This window comes from Planktomarina temperata RCA23 (assembly GCF_000738435.1).
GTDB lineage: Bacteria > Pseudomonadota > Alphaproteobacteria > Rhodobacterales > Rhodobacteraceae > Planktomarina > Planktomarina temperata.
The window spans coordinates 2086548-2104414 of sequence record NZ_CP003984.1; the positions used below are offsets into that span (position 1 = coordinate 2086548).

14 protein-coding genes are annotated in these 17867 nt (G+C 57.8%); 7 read left to right on the forward strand and 7 right to left on the reverse strand.

Annotated features, from left to right (window positions below):
* The first annotated feature begins 55 nt into the window (after positions 1-55).
* Together dprA and topA are read left to right on the forward strand one after the other, a co-directional pair.
* A complete protein-coding gene (gene dprA / locus RCA23_RS09955) occupies positions 56-1252 on the forward strand; it encodes a DNA-processing protein DprA (RefSeq protein ID WP_044050184.1) in 1197 nt (398 codons plus the stop codon).
* 89 nt (positions 1253-1341) lie between these two features.
* Positions 1342-3936 carry a type I DNA topoisomerase gene (gene topA / locus RCA23_RS09960; RefSeq protein WP_044050185.1) on the forward strand — a complete coding sequence of 865 codons (2595 nt, stop codon included), beginning with the start codon at positions 1342-1344 and terminating at the stop codon, positions 3934-3936.
* 9 nt (positions 3937-3945) lie between these two features.
* Here the strand turns inward: topA and RCA23_RS09965 are convergent, their stop codons facing one another.
* From RCA23_RS09965 to uraH, 6 genes are all read right to left on the reverse strand, one after another.
* Entirely contained in the window at positions 3946-4785 is an 840-nt protein-coding gene (locus RCA23_RS09965; RefSeq protein ID WP_044050186.1) for a class II fructose-bisphosphate aldolase, read from the reverse strand.
* The gene (locus RCA23_RS09970; RefSeq protein ID WP_044050187.1) at positions 4782-5624 is read right to left on the reverse strand and encodes a 5-deoxy-glucuronate isomerase; all 843 of its coding nucleotides are present in this window, start codon (positions 5622-5624) and stop codon (positions 4782-4784) included. Before RCA23_RS09970 ends, RCA23_RS09965 begins: the two co-directional genes overlap by 4 nt.
* 3 nt (positions 5625-5627) lie before the next feature.
* The gene (gene iolC, locus RCA23_RS09975; RefSeq protein WP_044050188.1) at positions 5628-6617 is read right to left on the reverse strand and encodes a 5-dehydro-2-deoxygluconokinase; all 990 of its coding nucleotides are present in this window, start codon (positions 6615-6617) and stop codon (positions 5628-5630) included.
* Positions 6618-6619: 2 nt separating this feature from the next.
* Entirely contained in the window at positions 6620-8491 is a 1872-nt protein-coding gene (gene iolD, locus RCA23_RS09980; RefSeq protein WP_044050189.1) for a 3D-(3,5/4)-trihydroxycyclohexane-1,2-dione acylhydrolase (decyclizing), read from the reverse strand.
* A 104-nt stretch (positions 8492-8595) separates the two neighbouring features.
* Positions 8596-9819 carry a urate hydroxylase PuuD gene (locus tag RCA23_RS09985; RefSeq protein WP_044050190.1) on the reverse strand — a complete coding sequence of 408 codons (1224 nt, stop codon included), beginning with the start codon at positions 9817-9819 and terminating at the stop codon, positions 8596-8598.
* An 11-nt stretch (positions 9820-9830) separates the two neighbouring features.
* Complete coding sequence (gene uraH / locus RCA23_RS09990; RefSeq protein WP_044050191.1) at positions 9831-10184, reverse strand: hydroxyisourate hydrolase; 354 nt, start codon at positions 10182-10184, stop codon at positions 9831-9833.
* 74 nt (positions 10185-10258) lie between these two features.
* Between uraH and puuE the strand changes: the two genes are divergently transcribed.
* Complete coding sequence (gene puuE, locus RCA23_RS09995) at positions 10259-11659, forward strand: allantoinase PuuE (RefSeq protein ID WP_044051474.1); 1401 nt, start codon at positions 10259-10261, stop codon at positions 11657-11659.
* A 130-nt stretch (positions 11660-11789) separates the two neighbouring features.
* On the opposite strand, the gene RCA23_RS10000 is transcribed toward puuE, so the two are convergent.
* Entirely contained in the window at positions 11790-12614 is an 825-nt protein-coding gene (locus RCA23_RS10000; RefSeq protein ID WP_044050192.1) for a bifunctional allantoicase/(S)-ureidoglycine aminohydrolase, read from the reverse strand.
* A 196-nt stretch (positions 12615-12810) separates the two neighbouring features.
* Here RCA23_RS10000 and RCA23_RS10005 point away from each other — a divergent pair, with 196 nt between their 5' ends.
* From RCA23_RS10005 to RCA23_RS10020, 4 genes are read left to right on the forward strand one after another with little or no spacing between them, the layout of a single operon-like run.
* Positions 12811-14061: a sarcosine oxidase subunit beta family protein gene (locus tag RCA23_RS10005; RefSeq protein ID WP_044050193.1), complete on the forward strand. Its 1251-nt coding sequence runs from the start codon at positions 12811-12813 to the stop codon at positions 14059-14061.
* A gap of 13 nt (positions 14062-14074) precedes the next feature.
* Positions 14075-14362 (forward strand): sarcosine oxidase subunit delta, encoded by a 288-nt coding sequence (locus tag RCA23_RS10010; protein ID WP_044050194.1) that lies wholly within the window; start codon positions 14075-14077, stop codon positions 14360-14362.
* Positions 14359-17313 carry a sarcosine oxidase subunit alpha family protein gene (locus RCA23_RS10015; RefSeq protein WP_044050195.1) on the forward strand — a complete coding sequence of 985 codons (2955 nt, stop codon included), beginning with the start codon at positions 14359-14361 and terminating at the stop codon, positions 17311-17313. Before RCA23_RS10010 ends, RCA23_RS10015 begins: the two co-directional genes overlap by 4 nt.
* Complete coding sequence (locus tag RCA23_RS10020; RefSeq protein WP_044050196.1) at positions 17306-17866, forward strand: sarcosine oxidase subunit gamma; 561 nt, start codon at positions 17306-17308, stop codon at positions 17864-17866. The genes RCA23_RS10015 and RCA23_RS10020 overlap by 8 nt, the downstream gene beginning before the upstream one ends.
* Position 17867 lies beyond the last annotated feature (1 nt).

A 17867-nucleotide genomic window follows, 5' to 3' on the forward strand; every position in this document is an offset into this window, starting at 1 on the left:
CGAACATTAACCATGCCCTGCCTAGCTTTTGACCGTGACAAAAGCGAGATAAGACATGACCCAACCTCCCAGTGGCGCCCAAACCTCACCCCAGCCCCGCATGAGCGAAGATGATCGCATCGCGCGGCTGCAATTGTTGCGCTCCCCGCGCGTCGGGCCGGCCACCTACAGGCGGCTAATGGCCGCCCATGGAACGGCTGCCGAAGCCCTGAGAGCCCTGCCCGACTTGGCCCGCAGCAAGGGCGTCAAATCTTATCAGCTGTGCAGCGAGCATATGGCGCAGCGCGAATATTTCACCGGCAAGAAACTTGGCGCGGATCTCATTTTTGAGCATGAAGCCGGCTACCCGCGCCTCTTGGCTGAAATCTCCGACGCCCCGCCCTTCCTTTGGGTTTTGGGACAACACGAGCAGCTCACGCGTCCCTGCGTGGCCGTTGTGGGCGCGCGCAATGCCTCCTCATTGGGCACGCGCATGGCCCACCGTCTGGCCGCAGGTCTTGCAGAAGCCGGCTTGATCGTCGTGTCTGGTCTGGCCCGTGGCATTGATGCTGCCGCCCATGCCGCCAGCCTGCCCCATGGGACCATTGGCGTGCATGCGGGCGGCTTAGATGTGATCTACCCGGCCGAAAATTCCGAGCTTGCCAAGTCCATTTTACAAAAAGGCGCACGCATTTCTGAACAGCCCATTGGATTTCACCCCACAGCGCGTTTCTTTCCCAAACGCAATCGCCTTATCTCCGGCCTCTGCCAGGCGGTTGTGATTGTGGAGGCGGCGGCGAAATCCGGCACATTTATCACCGCAAGGCAAGCGCTCGAGCAAGGGCGCGAGGTTCTGGCTGTGCCTGGCCATCCCATGGATGCGCGCGCCGCCGGGTGCAATGTACTGATCCGCGATGGCGCCTGTTTGGTGCGCAGTGTCGATGACATATTGCAAGCCATCTATCCGGCGACACAACAACCGCTACCGCTATCGCCAATGGCCGCACAAAAGCGGCCCCAAACAATCCAGGCGACCTTGCCCCTTCCACATGGCAAAACACAGCCCTATCAAACCCGACGCAAGGATCTGGTTCAAACATTGCACAAACAAATTTTAGATCGTCTCAGCGCCGCGCCGCTGGCCGAAGATCAGCTGATCCGCGATCTCAAAAAACCCGCCGCCCATGTCGCCCCGGCCATCACCGAACTGGAGCTCTCTGGTCGTCTGGAGCGGCACCCCGGCGGGCTTTTGGCGCGCATCCACAACCACTAAATTCGTTTTTTTGTGCAACCTCCATTGACAAATTGCTCTTGCACCCCCTTTTTGACGCAAGTATTTTTCTTAACTCGCAGGGTACACCCATGGCTGTTGTTGTTGTAGAATCTCCTGCTAAGGCAAAGACAATAAACAAATATCTTGGACCAGGCTTCACTGTTCTTGCCTCTTACGGTCACGTGCGTGATTTGCCGCCCAAAGATGGCTCGGTGGATCCCGAGAATGAATTTGAGATGCTTTGGGAGGTTGGCGCGGCCAGCAAAAAACACGTCAAGGCCATTGCCGATGCCCTCAAAGACGACAATGAGCTGATCCTAGCGACCGACCCTGACCGCGAGGGCGAAGCGATCAGCTGGCATTTGCAAGAGACGCTCACCAAGCGCCGCGCGATCAAAAAAGACACGCCGGTATCCCGTGTGGTGTTCAACGCCATCACCAAGATCGCCGTCACCGAAGCCATGAAGAATCCGCGTCAAGTGGATATGGAATTGGTTGAAGCCTATTTGGCCCGCCGCGCCCTGGATTACCTTGTGGGCTTCAAGCTCTCCCCCGTGCTCTGGCGTCGCTTGCCGGGGGCGAAATCGGCTGGGCGGGTGCAATCGGTCTGCCTGCGGCTCATCGTTGACCGCGAAATGGAAATTGAGGCATTCAATCCGCGTGAATATTGGACCGTCGGTGCCAGTCTGAGCACCCCGCGCGGCCAGCAATTTGACGCGCGGCTGACCAGTCTGGGCGGCAAGCGTCTCGATAAGTTTGATCTGGCGAATGAAACCGAGGCGGAATTGGCGGTTCAGGCGGTGCGGAGCCGGGATCTGACCGTCACGTCGGTGGAAGCCAAACCCGCAAATCGCAACCCCTCGGCCCCCTTCATGACCTCGACCCTGCAGCAAGAGGCAAGCCGCAAATTCGGCATGGGCGCCCGGCAAACCATGTCGGCCGCACAGCGCCTTTATGAGGCTGGCTTGATCACCTACATGCGGACCGATGGGATCGATATGGCGCCAGAAGCGGTGCAAGCCGCCCGCGCCGTGATCTGTGAACGCTATGGGGCGCAATATGTGCCGGAGCAACCGCGGCTGTATAAAAATAAGGCAAAAAACGCCCAAGAGGCGCATGAATGTATTCGCCCCACCGAAATGGGCCAAGCCCCTGACAGCCTATCGATATCCGACGCTGACCAAAAGAAACTCTATGATCTGATCTGGAAACGTACGGTCGCAAGCCAAATGGCAGCGGCCCGTTTGGAGCGCACCACGGTTGAAATTGAATCAAGCGATGGGCAGGTCGGTCTGCGCGCCACCGGGCAAGTGATGCTCTTTGATGGCTTCATGCGGGTCTATGAGGAAGGGCGTGACGACACGGTTGTTGACGAAGATGACAAGCGTTTGCCACAAATCAGCGCCGCCGATCCCCTGGCTAAAAAATCTGTCACCCCTGAGCAGCATCATACCCAGCCACCACCGCGCTACACCGAGGCCAGCTTGGTCAAGCGTATGGAAGAGCTGGGCATTGGCCGCCCCTCCACCTATGCCTCGGTCGTCACCACAATCCAAGATCGCGACTATGTGCGCAAAGAGAAGAACCGTCTGATTCCTGAGGATAAGGGGCGTTTGGTGACTGTTTTCCTCAGCAGTTTCTTCCGCCAATACGTCGGCTATGAGTTCACGGCCAATTTGGAAAATGAATTGGATGACGTTTCGGCCGGTGATCGCGAATACCGCACGGTTTTGAGTCGTTTCTGGAAGGACTTCAAGGTCGCGATTGACGAGGCGATGGATCAATCCATCACTGAAGTTCTTGAAAAAATTAACGATGTCCTTGAGCCGCATCTTTTTCCCATGGAAGAGCCCGGGGTTGATCCACGCGTCTGCAAAAGCTGTGGCAATGGGCGTTTGTCCATGCGCACAGCCCGATCTGGTGGCGCATTTATCGGCTGTTCCAACTACCCAGAATGCCGCTTTACCCGCCCATTCGGACCGCCCGGCACCGAAAGCAGCGCCATCGGTCCCGATGGCCAGCTGCTCGGGCATGTTGGCGCGGATCCCATAAGCCTGCGCGATGGGCGCTACGGCCCCTATGTGCAGCGCGGCACTGTCACGGAGGAAAACCCCAAGCCACCGCGGATGTCCATTCCGAAAAGCTGGTCCTTGGATGAGTTGACCTTTGAAAAGGCCGTGCAGCTTTTATCCCTACCCCGCGAAATTGGCCCGCATCCGGAAGATGGGGTGATGATCGAATCTTCAATCGGGCGCTTCGGCCCCTATGTGAAACACGGCACGCTCTACGCCAATATCGGCGATATCGACGAAGTGTGGAGCATCGGCATGAACCGGGCCGTGGAAGAATTGGCCAAAAAGGCTGCGCGGAGTGGACGGGGCGCGGCCGCCAAGCCGCTGCATGAGTTGGGTGAACACCCCAGCGAAGGCGGCCCGGTCAATGTCATGGATGGGCGCTATGGTCCTTATGTGAAATGGGGCAAAGTGAATGCCACCATTCCAAAAGAGATTGAGCCGGCCCAGGTCACCATGGAACTCGCAGTGGATCTGATTGCGCAAAAAGCGCCTGCCAAAAAGAAGAAAGCGGCGGCCAAGAAAAAACCTACCGCCAAAAAAACAACCGCCAAAAAGCCAACCACCAAAAAATCCGCTGCGGCTAAAAAAGCGCCTGCAAAAAAGGATTAACGCCTGGCTTTAACGCTGCGGCGGTGCCCCAAAGGCGCGCAGAACCTCCTGCGCGGCACGTTGGACCGGGTCAAGCGTATCCGATAGGATTTGCACCCGATCAAACCGCGCCGGATCAGCCTCAACCGCCGCGCGTAGGGCCGACCCAAAGGCCATCCGCAATTCGGTTCCGATATTGAATTTGCAAATCGACGTCTTTGCCGCCAGATGTCGGCGCTGCTCTACCGGAACACCAGAGCCGCCATGAATGACCAAAGGCACCGACGTTAGCGCCTCAATCTGAGCAATGCGCTCCAAATCCAGACCGCCTTCCTTATCTTGTTGTAAATGCACATTGCCAACGCTGATCGCAATGGCATCCGCCCCGCTCTCGCGGGCAAATTTTGCGGCCTCTTCAGGATCGGTTCCATTAGAGCTTTCCCCGCCAGAATATCCAACAAACCCAATTTCGCCTTCACAAGAGATGCCTGCCGCATGGGCCATCTCGGCAATTGCGGCGGTTTCATCAATATTTTGCTGCAAAGGTTTGCGCGAGCCATCGAACATCACCGATGTAAAACCGCTGTCCAAGGCAAGTCTGCAGTCTTCAAAGGTATAGCCATGATCCAGATGGGCCACCACAGGCACCGAGGCCGCCTCCGCCAAATGCCGAAACATTTTGCCCAAAACCGGCAGCGGCGTATGCGCCCGGCACGATGGCCCGGCCTGCAGGATAACCGGGCAATTCTCCGCCTCAGCCGCCGCCACATAGGCGCGCATATCTTCCCAACCTAGGGTCACCAATCCCCCCACCGCATAGCCCTGCTTTAGGGCCGGTTGCAGCACCTCAGCAAGCGTTGCGAGGGTCATTTGAATTTCGCGATCATGTCTTTGATGCCCGGAATGGTTTCGATTTGATAGGCGTGGGTTGGCTGAAAATATTGCACGAGCGAACGTTGGCTCAACCCGCCCAGGATGGTGAAATAATACATCTCATACCCCGGCAGAACGCAGCAGGGGTGATAGCCATTGTCGAGACAAATGGTTGAGCCATCCACGATATGATAGGCATCCCCTGGCTTATTGTCCTCGCGCTGTAGCATCTGCACGCCCGAGCCCCAATTGGGTTTGAAGCGAAAATTATAGGTTTCATCATGACGTGTCTCTGTGGGCAGATGGTCCGTGTCATGCTTATGGCTTGGAAAGCCCGACCATCCGCCGGCACCGACCGTGAACAGCTCACTGACCAGCAGGCGGCCCACTTTTCCATGCTGCTTTTGACCAAGTATATGTTTGATTTTGCGATGGGTTTTTGTGTCATCCGAGCCATATTGCACCAGGTCAATCTCATCGGCGCGCACCGCAAAAGGATCCAGGACCTCATCATATTTTGCGCCAGCAATGAACACCTCTGCGGTCTCCGACAGACACACCATCTCCACTTTTGCCCCAGACGGCACATAAACGCCCTCAGGCTCGCCGCCCCACACATCTTCAACACGCCCGCCCAATCCGGCGGTTTTGAACCCTTCGACATCGACATCAATGGTGCCCGTGGCCGGAACAATGCAGGTCTCATAGCCCGGCACCTGATAAGCAAAGGCCTGACCCTTGGTCAGTTTCACGATGTTGAAATAATTCAGCGGAACCGTGGTATCATCCACATCCACAATGGGGGAATTTTTATTGTCATAAGGGGCTATATGCATGGTTTAATCTTTCACCTCTGTGGGACCGGCGTGCGCGGCCAAAAATGTTTCTAAATCGGCCGGAAAGGGCATGGCCGGCGCGCAGCCAGGCTTGCCCACAACGATAGCCGCACAGGCAGAGCCGCGCAGAACCGCATCTTTAAGCGGCAAGCCCTGCGCCAGAGAGGCCAGAAAACCCGCCATAAAACTATCCCCTGCCCCTGTCGGTTTCAATGCAGTGACCGGGTAAATACCCGTGCGCAATTCTTGATCCCCCGCAAAGGTAATCGCGCCTTTCTCACCCATTTTGTAGATCACAATCTTCGCAGTGCTCTGCGCCAGAGCGCGCGCCTTGGCCAGACCTTTGTCAAGTCCACCGGCCATGAAGCCAAATTCTTCGTCATTGCCCACAATCACGTCCGACAGCGCACCGGCACGAGACAAGACCTCTTCGGCCACCTGCGGCGATGGCCAGCTGTAGGGGCGATAATCCACATCAAAGATGATCGGCAGCCCGGCCGCGCGGGCCAGATCGAAGGCGTGGAAGGCCGCAGAACGGCTTGGCTCGGCCGCAAACACCGTTCCCGCTGTCACAAGAGCGCCGAAATCACCATAATTGACGGCCTCGGCGTCGGCTGCAGTAAACTGAAAATCAGCCGCGCCATTGCGATAGATCACGCTTTGATGCTCTTTGACGCGCGTTTCATAGACGGCCAGGGAGTTGCGAAACTCGCCACCAACCGCTTTGACATGGCTGCAATCCACGCCATAATTTTTCAGCTGATTGACACAGTAGCGCCCAACGCTGTCATCGCTGACAGAGGTCACCAAAGCCGACTTGCCGCCAAGTTTTGCAAGCCCCGCCGCAATATTGGCCGAGGACCCTCCCAAACCGGCGGTGAAGACCTCCGCCTCCTCCGTCTTCGTTCCGGGGGGATCTGGAAAGAAATCCATTCCCGCGCGACCAATGACAACAAAATTATTCTGAGCGATACCCGCCAAGAGGTTTTGCATAGCTACACCCCGCGCCGCTGTTTCTTGCGGCCGCGTTCCCAATCTTCATGGGCGTTGCGGACGGAAGAATGGGCACTGACCTGGGGCGTGCCGACTTCCCACCAGCTGTGCCCTTCGGTCGTCCAGCCTTCATAGGCATCCACATCCATGACGATCACGCTGGTTTTATCTGCCGCCTTGGCCCGCTTAAACGCCTCTGCCAATTCAGCAGGGTTGGCCACCCGCTCCGCAATCGCGCCCATGGCCGCCGCATGGGCAGTGAAATCAACGGAAAAGGGGGCGTCGATCGTTGGGCAATCGGCGATGAGATTGTTAAAGCTCTCATTTCCGGTGTTATTTTGCAGCTTGTTGATCACCGCAAACCCGCCATTGTCGAGCACCAAAACAATCAATTTCTTGCCCGTCAGCACGGATGAGTAAATGTCTGAATTCATCAACATATAGCTGCCATCACCGGTAAAGACGATGGTGTCTTGCGCAGGTTCAAGCTCACTTTGCGCGATGCGTGCCCCCCAGCCACCTGCGATTTCATAACCCATACAGCTGAATCCAAATTCCACATCCACAGTGCCAATATCCAAGGTCCGCCAATTCGCCGTCACCTCCGCGGGCAAACCGCCTGCCGCGGCAACAACCCGGTCACGCGGATCGCAGAGCGCGTTGACCACACCAATCGCTTGGGCGTAGGAATTGGGCCGATTGCCCGGCTTCACATTCTGCGCCACATAGGCGTCCCATTTGCGGCGCTCGGCTTGCGCTTCGTCCAACCAAGCGCCGGGGGCGCGATAGCCCCCCATTTGCTCGGTGAGCGCCCGAAGTCCCAGCTTGGCGTCACCCACCAACGGCAGGGCGCGATGCTTGCCCGCATCATGGCGCGCGGTGTTGAGCGAGATAAATTGCGCATCTTGCGCAAAGGCCGTCCATGATCCTGTGGTGAAATCTTGCAAGCGACTGCCGACCGATAGGATCACATCCGCCCGTTCTGCCAGCCAATTGCCGCTGTCAGATCCCGTCACCCCGACCGGCCCCATGTTCAGGGGATGATCGGCCAAGAGATTGGCGCGGCCCGCAATGGTCTCAATCACAGGAATGCCGCAAGCTTCGGCAAATTGGGTCAGCTCGGCCACGGCCTTGGCATATTGCACCCCGCCACCGGCGATGATCGCCGGGCGCTTGGCCACTTTCAAGGCAGCCATCGCATCCTCAAGCTCGCGCGCATCGGGCATTTGCTGACGAATGCGGTGCACTTTGGGTTCAAAGAAAGACAGAGGGTAATCATAGGTCCAACCCTGCACATCCTGTGGCAGAGCGATAAACGCCGGGCCGCAATCGGCCGGATCAAGCAAAGTCGCCAAAGCCGCCGGCAGGGTTTGGATCACCTGCGCCGGATGGGTGATCCGGTCCCAATAGCGACAAACCGCTTGAAAACTGTCATTGAGCCCAAGCGCCGGATTGCCAAAATGCTCCAGCTGTTGCAGCACTGGATCGGGCAGTCGGGTCAAAAACGTATCTCCGCAAAGCATCAGCATCGGCAGGCGGTTGGCATGGCACAAGGCCGCAGCGGTCAATAGATTGGCCGTGCCGGGCCCTGCTGAGGCCGTACAAAACATGAATTTTTGGCGTAGGTGATATTTGGCGTAGGCCGCCGCCGCGAACCCCATGCCTTGCTCATTTTGTCCGCGATACAGCGGCAGCACATCGCGGTGGTCGTATAGGGCCTCGCCCAAACAAGGCACATTGCCATGGCCAAAAATGCCAAAACCCCCGCCACATACGCGGGTTTTCTCTCCGTCAATGTCAATATACTGCGCCGCCAAATAGCGAATGATGGCCTGTGCGGTGGTCAGGCGAATGGTTTTATCTGCTGTGTCCACAGAAAATACTCCGATTTAAATGCAAAGACCCTGCCCCATCTTGGCAAGCCGTTCGGGGGTTAGGATACTATTTTTGCAACCGGTTGCAAGAGTGGAAGTCGCCCCTATTGCCCCGCGCGATACCAGGCCGTCAAAAGCGCGCGATCCTCTTGTGGAATATCCGTGATATTGGCGGGCGGCATGGCGTGGCTCACCCCCGCTTGCAAATAGATCGCGCGGGCATTGCGCGCCACATCCGCGCGGGTTTCGAGCAAGACACCTTTAGGTGCCCAGCGCAGCCCATCCCAAGCCGGCGCGCGCGCATGGCACATGGCGCAGCGGCCCTGCACAATTTCATGCGCCTGCTCAAAACCCTCTGCCTGAGTAAATCGCATCTCGTAACGGGTCAAAGGCACGGCTTCGGCCTGCTCCACATCTCCGTCAAAACCGCGTGCCGAGGACAGCCAGGCAATGGCAATAAACAAGATCACAGTGACCGCCCACGTCCAATTCGGCCGGCCCTTACGCGCATGCATGGAATTGAAATAATGACGAATCGTCACGCCGATCAGAAAAACCAAACAGGCTATGATCCAAGCATTGGGCGTGCCAAAGGACAAAGGATAATGGTTCGACAGCATCAAAAAGATCACGGGCAAGGTGAGATAATTATTATGGGTCGAGCGCAATTTGGCAATTTTGCCATATTTGGCCGCGGGCTCCCGCCCCGCTTTCAAATCCGCCACCACGATTCTCTGATTGGGCATGATGATCATCGCCACATTGGCCGTCATGATCGTGGCCGTAAAAGCTCCCAGATGCAAAAGCGCCGCGCGGCCGGTGAAAATTTGATTATAGCCCCAAGACATCGCCACCAAGACCGCAAAGAGCAAGAGCATCAGGAGCGTTGGGCGCTCTCCCAAAGGCGATTTGCACAGCACGTCATAGATCACCCAGCCAATCGCCAGAGATCCCGCTGAAATGGCAATCGCTTGCCATGTGGTAAGATCCATCTTCGCCGGATCAATCAAATAGAGCTCCGAGCCGGCCCAATAGACCACCATCAACATGGCAACGCCGGACAGCCAGGTGGTGTAGCTCTCCCATTTGAACCAGGTCAGATGCTCTGGCATGGCCTCCGGAGCAATGAGGTATTTCTGGATGTGATAAAATCCCCCCCCATGCACCTGCCACTCCTCACCATCGGCGGGCCCGTCAATGTTGCGGTTCAACCCCAAATCCAGCGCGATAAAATAAAACGATGAGCCAATCCAAGCCATGGCGGTGATGACATGGAGCCAACGCACGGCAAAGCTGATCCAGTCCCAAAATATTGCAGCATCATACATGATCTGATCCCTTAGCTACCTCTGTAGGTGGAAAACCCATGGGCGGACAACAGCAAGGGCACATGGTAATGATCATCTTGCGACATGCCAAACCGAATGGGCACCACATCTAAGAACAATGGCGCCTGTGCCGCCTGTCCTGTGCTGCGCAGATAGTCGCCCGCGTGGAACACCAGCTCATACTGCCCGAGGGCAAAATCCTCTTTCGACAGGATTGGGCTGTCGGTGCGCCCGTCGGCATTGGTCACCGCTTCCCCCAGCTTGATCGCCTGGCCGTTGTCGTAGCGAAACAGCTCGATGTGGATCCCAGCAGCCGGGCAACCTTTGGCCGTGTCTAAAACATGTGTGGTCAAAAACCCATTCATGATCTATTCCTTTTTTGCTTCCCTAATCTCTGCGCAAAAAATAAGCAAAGGGAAAGCCCAAGATGGAGAAAATTATGAAACGTTACCCACGCGATATGTCCGGATATGGCCCAACCCCTCCCGCAGCGCAGTGGCCCGGAGGCGCCAAAATTGCGGTTCAACTGGTGCTGAACTATGAAGAAGGCGGCGAAAACAACATATTGCATGGGGATGCGGCCTCTGAAGCCTTTCTGTCCGAGATCGTCGGCGCCGCCGCCTGGCCCGGCCAGCGCCATTGGAACATGGAAAGCATCTATGAATACGGCGCGCGCGCAGGATTTTGGCGGCTGCATCGCATGCTCAAAGACCTGCCCATCACCGTTTATGGCGTGGCCACCGCCTTGGCTCGCGCGCCAGAGCAACTGGCAGCGATGAAATCTGCCGGATGGGAGATTGCCAGCCATGGGCTCAAATGGATCGAATATAAAGATGCCAGCCCCGAAGATGAGGCCGCAGATATGGCGGAGACCATCCGTCTGCACACAGAGGTCGTGGGCACACCGCCGCGCGGCTGGTACACGGGGCGGTGCTCGGAAAACACAGTCCGCTTGGCCGCAGAAACCGGGCAATTTGCCTATGTCGCCGACAGCTATGCTGATGATCTGCCCTATTGGATGGAATTTGAGGCGCGCGATCAGTTGATAGTGCCCTATACGCTCGACGCCAATGACATGCGCTTTGCAACCCCGCAGGGGTTCAACGCGGGCGATCAATTTTTCAGCTACCTCAAGGATAGTTTCGACACGCTCTACGCAGAAGGCGGGCGCATGATGTCCATCGGCCTGCACTGCCGCCTTATCGGCCGGCCAGGCCGCGCCGCCGCGCTGCAGCGTTTCATTGAATATGCGCAGGGCCATAATGGCGTCTGGTTCGCCACCCGCGAGGCAATCGCTGATCATTGGACCCAAACCCACCCCCATCAGCGCCAAAATCGCCCCAGTGGCCTGTCCCGAGAGGCGTTCACAGCCGCCTATGGCGGAATATTTGAGCATTCCGCCTGGGTCGCAGAGCGCGCGCACCGGCTGGAACTTGGCCCCATGCACGACACTGCGACCGGATTACACAACGCCCTATGCCGTGCCTTCCGCTCGGCCAGCCCAGAGCTGCGCTTGGGCGTGCTCACCGCGCATCCAGATTTGGCTGGCAAATTGGCGGCCGCAAAGCGCCTAACGGCGGAAAGCACCGCAGAGCAGGCCAGCGCCGGGCTTGACGCGCTGACCGACGACGAACGCACGCGCTTTACAGCGCTCAACGACGCCTATGTGCAAAAACACGGATTTCCCTTTATCATCGCAGTGCGAGATCACAGCAAAGCCAGCATCCTTGCCGCCTTTGAAAGACGCATCACCCATGATCGTGAGACCGAATTTGCAGAAGCCTGCCTCCAAGTGGAACGCATAGCAGAGTTCCGCCTTCGCGATCTCCTGCCGCGTTGAAGCCTCAGGAAGAGCCCGGCCATAACCCAGCCGCCAAGTCAAAAGCAGTTTGCCCGGTGGCAACACCGGGCTGAAATGGCTTTATACAGAGGTCTTTCAAATTTTGACCTGCCTTGCGCAGGTCAGAGGGCTACAGGCCCAGCGGCATATGCCGGTTGACGTCTTTATAAAGCAAATAGCGGAACGGTCCCGGACCGCCCGCATAGCAGGCTTGCGGGCAAAAGGCGCGTAGCCACATGAAATCGCCCGCCTCCACTTCGACCCAATCTTGGTTGAGCTTATACACAGCCTTGCCCTCGAGCACATAAAGCCCATGCTCCATAACATGGGTCTCTTCAAAGGGGATCACACCGCCCGGTTGAAACGTCACGATATTGACATGCATGTCATGGCGCAGATCGTTGGGTTCCACAAAGCGCGTGGTGCCCCATGCCCCATCGGTATCTGGCATCAAATGCAGCTCATGATCGGCCTCATGGGTGACAAAGGCCTCAGGTCTCGCGATCCCCTCAACCGGCACATAGAGTTTACGGATCCAATGAAACCGCAGGCACTCCTCAGGTGCCTCCAGCCGCCATTGCAATCCGCCGGGAATATAGGCGTAGCTGCCCGCCCGCAAAGCATGCGCCTGCCCGTCCAAATGCAGCACGCCCGCACCCTGGGTGACAAAAAGCACCGATTGCGCCCGGACGTCTGCATCCGGCTGACGGCTGCCACCACCGGGGGAGACTTCCATGATATATTGCGAAAACGTCTCAGCAAAACCGCTCAAGGGCCGTGCGAGAACCCAGGCGCGTGTTTTGTCCCAATGGGGCAGAAAGCTGGTGACGATATCGCGCATCGTGCCCTTGGGGATGACCGCATAGGCCTCGGTAAAGACCGCGCGTTGAGTCATAACCTCCTTCTGGCCCGGCAGGCCTCCAGTCGGGAAATAATATTTTTGCGCGTCGCCCATGGGATATCCTTTCAAGACAGATCAATTCCTAGCGCGAAACCGCGCAAAGAAAAAGCCCTTCTATAACGCGCTCAGCTTCAAACACAGGTCCAGAAATTACAAAGACACTCTTGGTCGGAAAACACCTGTAGTTTGTCCGATTTCAACCTGAATTCACGCGGTGGATTGGCCACAGTTGCAGCAAGGAGTCAGATCTATGCGCTATTCAGCCCTACGAGTGATTAAAGAAGCTCTCACTGGCCACAAAGGCTGGACGCCCGCTTGGCGGGACGTGGCGCCGCAAGCGCATTATGATTACATCGTCATCGGTGGCGGCGGGCATGGTTTGGCGACCGCCTATTACCTGGCGCGCAACCATGGGGCCAAGAGGGTGGCGGTCTTGGAGAAAGGATGGATTGGCGGCGGGAATGTCGGGCGAAACACCACGATCATCCGTTCCAACTATCTCCTGGACGGCAATGAGCCGTTTTACGAGCATTCGCTCAAGCTCTGGGAGGGGCTGGAGCAGGATCTGAATTACAACGCGATGGTCAGCCAGCGCGGCATTCTCAATCTCATCCACTCTGACGCACAGCGCGACGCCTTCACGCGGCGCGGCAATGCTATGATTCTCAACGGGGCGGATGCGGATTTACTCTCCACAAAAACCATCCAAAAACGCTACCCTTTCCTCAATGTGGACAACGCCCGCTTCCCCATCAAAGGCGGTCTGGCCCAGCATCGCGGAGGCACCGTGCGCCATGATGCAGTGGCATGGGGTTATGCCCGCGCGGCCGATCAATTGGGGGTGGATATCATCCAAAACTGCGAAGTCACCGGCTTTCGCATTGAAGGCGGTGCCTGCCTTGGCGTGGATACCAGCCGCGGCTATATCGCGGGCGGCAAAATTGCCGCCTGTGTCGCCGGATCCTCGGGCCGTTTGATGTCAAAGGCCGGTATGCGCCTGCCCATCGAAAGCCATGTGCTGCAAGCCTTTGTCTCCGAGGGGCTGAAACCAGTGCTTCCCGGGGTCATCACCTTTGGGGCGGGACATTTTTATTGCAGCCAATCGGACAAGGGCGGATTGGTCTTTGGCGGCGATATAGACGGCTATAATTCCTACGCCCAGCGCGGAAACCTGCCCGTTGTCGAAGATGTCTGCGAAGGGGCCATGGCCATATTCCCCATGCTCGGCCGCGTGCGTCTTCTGCGCATGTGGGGCGGTATTATGGATATGTCGATGGATGGCTCGCCAATCATAGACCGCACCCATATTGACGGGCTCTATTTCAACGGAGGTTGGTGCTATGGCGGCTTCAAGGCCACGCCGGCCTCTGGCTGGTGCTATGCCCATCTCTTGGCCACGGATACCCCGCATGAATTTGCCAAGGCCTACCGCTTTGACCGGTTCGAAAAGGGGCAGATGATTGATGAAAAAGGCATGGGTAACAACCCACAGCTGCATTAGGAGCGCATGAGATATGATTATCAACCACCCGCTTCTTGGTCCACGCGACAGTGCAGAGTTTACCTATATGGGAGATGCCAAGCTGATAGAACGCCCCGATTGGCAAGACCCGGAGGCTTTGGCGAAATTTATTGACTATGGCTATATGCGCGACAATCCTGCCGGGGCGCATCGTGAGCTTTGGTATCACGAGCAGGGCGATCGCTCCTTCCTTGTCGTCACCCGCGACACAACCACCCATGAAATTTCCGCCGTGGAACTGGCCCGCGATGTGGCCCGCAGCCGGGGGCGAAGCCGATGAGCCAAATCAATCGCCTTCCGGGCGGGCAAATTGACCGCAGCCAGAGTTTGGACTTCACCTTCGATGGCAAGGCCTACCAAGGTCATGCGGGCGACACGCTGGCCAGCGCGCTTTTGGCCAATGGCGTGCGCCTCATGGGGCGCTCGTTCAAATATCACCGCCCGCGCGGCGTTTTAACCGCCGGATCTGAAGAGCCCAACGCCCTGGTCGAGCTCCGAGAGGGCGCGCGCAAGGAGCCCAACACCCGCGCCACCACGGCCGAGCTGTTTGGCGGCCTGAGCGCAAACTCACAAAATAAGATCGGCTCGCTGCGCTTTGATCTTATGGCCATAAATGACCGCTTCGCAAATTTTCTAACCGCAGGATTTTATTACAAAACTTTCATGTGGCCCGCCACCTTTTGGGAAAAACTCTACGAGCCGATTATTCGCAAAGCCGCCGGGCTGGGAAGTATAAGCTTGCAAGAGGATCCCGACGCCTATGATCGCGGCTTTTTGCACTGTGATCTGCTGATCATCGGTGCGGGCCCTGCCGGGCTTGCCGCCGCGCTGACCGCGGGGCGTGCCGGCGCGCAGGTGATCTTGGCCGATGAGGACTTCACCCTCGGCGGCAGGCTCAATTCTGAACGCCTCACCCTTGGCGATCAGAACGGCGCAGATTGGGCGGCACAAACCGTAGCAGAGCTGGCCAGTCTACCCAATGTCGGCATCATGGCGCGCACCACAGTGCTCGGCGCCTTTGATCATGGCATTTTTGGCGCTTTGGAGCGGGTCTCGGACCACCTGCCCCAGCCAGCCCCAGGCAAACCCAGGCAAGTGCTCTGGCGGATCTATACCAAGGGCAGCCTTCTGTGCGCGGGCGCAACCGAGCGCCCCATCGCCTTCGAAAACAATGATCGGCCCGGGATCATGCTGGCCGGGGCGATGCGCAGCTATGCCAACCGATGGGCCGTGACCCCAGCGCAGAGGGTGGCGGTCTTTACCAACAATGACGACGGGCACCGAACCGCGGCCGATCTTCACGCAAAAGGCGTTGCCATTGCCGCCGTGATCGATGTGCGGCCCGATGCGCCGCTCAGTGGCGACTATGAGGTCATCGCAGGCGGTCAGGTGATCAACAGCCGCGGACGTTTGGGGCTCAAATCCATTGAGGTCGCCCTGCCCGGCGGCGGAAAGCGCCAGTTGTCTTGCGGGGCTCTTGGTGTGGCGGGCGGTTGGAACCCCAATGTGCATCTGACCAGCCACCACCGCGGCCGGCCTGAGTGGCTGCCACAGATCGCTGCCTTTGGCCCAGCTGCCGAGGGACCAAAAGCGCTGCGCGTGGCCGGCGCGGCCAAGGGGGATCTATCCACCGCTGGCGCCCTGCGCGGCGGCGCAGATGAAGCCGCCAGCTGGCTTCGCGAGAACGGATTTAGAGCGTCGAGGCTTGAGCTGCCAGAGGCCGAAGGCGCGCCCATCTCCATCACGCCCTTTTGGGCTGTCAAAGGCTGCAACCGCGCTTGGCTCGATCAACAAAATGACGTGACGGTTAAAGACGTCAAATTGGCCCATCAGGAAAATTTCGTCAGCGTTGAACATCTCAAACGCTACACCACGCTGGGCATGGCCACAGATCAGGGCAAGACGTCCAATATGGGCGGGCTCGCAATTATGGCGGAGCTGACTGGCAAAGCCATTCCAGAGGTCGGCACAACCATTTTCCGGCCGCCCTATACTGCAACGGCCATTGGGGCCTTTGCAGGGCGTGATCGCGGGACACACTTCCGCCCCACCCGCAAGACCCCAAGCCATGCTTGGGCCGAAGAACAAGGCGCGGTCTTTGTGGAAGTGGGCATGTGGCTGAGGGCCCAATGGTTCCCAAAAGACGGCGAAACCCATTGGCGGCAATCTGTCGACCGGGAAGTGCTGGCCACGCGCAAATCTGTCGGTATTTGCGATGTCACAACCCTCGGAAAAATCGACGTGCAAGGCACAGATGCCGCGACCTTTCTAAACAAGGTTTATTGCAACGGTTTCGCCAAATTGGCCGTCGGCAAGACCCGTTATGGATTGATGCTGCGCGAAGACGGGATCGCCATGGATGATGGCACCGCCGCCCGGCTGGCGGAAGATCACTTTGTGGTCACAACCACCACGGCAAATGCTGTCTCAGTCTTTCGCCACATGGAATTTGCCCGCCAATGCCTCTGGCCAGATCTCGATGTGCAGCTGATTTCAACCTCCGAGGCCTGGGCACAATATGCGGTGGCGGGGCCAAATGCGCGGCGGTTGCTACAAAAGATTGTTGATCCAGAATTTGACCTGTCCAATGAGGCTTTCCCCTTTATGGCCTGCGCCAATATCACCGTTTGCGGTGGGCTGCGCGCCCGGCTGTTTCGGATCTCTTTCTCCGGAGAGCTGGCCTATGAAATCGCAGTGCCGACGCGCTACGGCGATGCGATGATCCGGCGTCTTATGCAGGCCGGAGAGGAATTTGACGCGATGCCCTATGGCACAGAAGCCTTAGGTGTTATGCGCATTGAAAAAGGTCATGCGGCTGGTAATGAACTCAATGGCACCACCACGGCCCTAAATCTTGGTATGGGGCGCATGGTGTCCAAGGCAAAGGACAGCATCGGCTCCACCCTATCGGAACGCAGCGGGCTGAACCATGCGGAGGCGCTGAAACTGGTTGGATTGCGGCCCGTGAACCTGTCCGATCCAGTACCCGCCGGCAGCCATTTGATGTGCAAAGGCGATCCAGTGGATGCCGCCCATGACCAAGGCTATGTCACCTCCGCCTGCTTCTCGCCAAATCTGGGCCATTCCATAGCGCTGGCCTATGTCAAGTCTGGCGATAGCCGCATGGGCGAAATCCTAAGGCTTGTCAGCCCATTGACCGGCTTTGATCACGAGGTTGAAGTGGTCAGTGCCCATTTCATTGATCCTGAGGGGGAGCGTCTGCGTGCATGATCTGATCGCCACCACAGCTTTGGGCACAAGCGCCCCAGCTGTCGACCACCATGGTCCCGTCACCTTGACCGAACAGCCAGGCATCGCACTTGCCTCTGTCGCAGCACGCCGCGGGGGAGAGCGCACAACGACCTTGGCCATTCGCCGCATGATCGGGCCGACAGCGCCCAAGGCGGGGCATTGGGCCGGCGCACGGATCATCGCGTTTTGGACGGGCCCCGATCAATGGATGCTTGAAGCACCCTATGACAGTGAAGAATTTTTATTTGAGCGGGCGATCCAGGAAACCAAAGGCAAGGCCTCCGTCACCGAACAAACCGGGGCTTGGTGTCGCTTTGATCTGCGCGGTCCAAATCTTGCGGCCATTATGGAGCGGTTTTGCCCGATCAATATGGCCAAATTCATCGCAGGCAACGCCACACGAACCAGCATTGATCACCTCGGTTGCTTTGTGCTCTGCCGCGCGGAGGACCACATCTCGATCCTCGGGCCTCGGTCTTCGGCTGCATCTTTGCACCACAGCCTGCTGACCGCAATTCGGGCCGCCTTTTAAG

Excerpts from the sequence above, each read along its gene's own strand:
- RCA23_RS09985 (WP_044050190.1), bottom strand. The coding sequence starts at position 9,819 with ATGTATGATGCTGCAATATTTTGGGACTGGATCAGCTTTGCCGTGCGT.
- uraH (WP_044050191.1), bottom strand. The coding sequence starts at position 10,184 with ATGAATGGGTTTTTGACCACACATGTTTTAGACACGGCCAAAGGTTGC.
- topA (WP_044050185.1), top strand. The coding sequence starts at position 1,342 with ATGGCTGTTGTTGTTGTAGAATCTCCTGCTAAGGCAAAGACAATAAAC.
- dprA (WP_044050184.1), top strand. The coding sequence starts at position 56 with ATGACCCAACCTCCCAGTGGCGCCCAAACCTCACCCCAGCCCCGCATG.
- RCA23_RS10005 (WP_044050193.1), top strand. The coding sequence starts at position 12,811 with ATGCGCTATTCAGCCCTACGAGTGATTAAAGAAGCTCTCACTGGCCAC.
- puuE (WP_044051474.1), top strand. The coding sequence starts at position 10,259 with ATGAAACGTTACCCACGCGATATGTCCGGATATGGCCCAACCCCTCCC.
- RCA23_RS10015 (WP_044050195.1), top strand. The coding sequence starts at position 14,359 with ATGAGCCAAATCAATCGCCTTCCGGGCGGGCAAATTGACCGCAGCCAG.
- RCA23_RS10010 (WP_044050194.1), top strand. The coding sequence starts at position 14,075 with ATGATTATCAACCACCCGCTTCTTGGTCCACGCGACAGTGCAGAGTTT.
- iolC (WP_044050188.1), bottom strand. The coding sequence starts at position 6,617 with ATGCAAAACCTCTTGGCGGGTATCGCTCAGAATAATTTTGTTGTCATT.
- RCA23_RS09970 (WP_044050187.1), bottom strand. The coding sequence starts at position 5,624 with ATGCATATAGCCCCTTATGACAATAAAAATTCCCCCATTGTGGATGTG.
- RCA23_RS10000 (WP_044050192.1), bottom strand. The coding sequence starts at position 12,614 with ATGGGCGACGCGCAAAAATATTATTTCCCGACTGGAGGCCTGCCGGGC.
- RCA23_RS09965 (WP_044050186.1), bottom strand. The coding sequence starts at position 4,785 with ATGACCCTCGCAACGCTTGCTGAGGTGCTGCAACCGGCCCTAAAGCAG.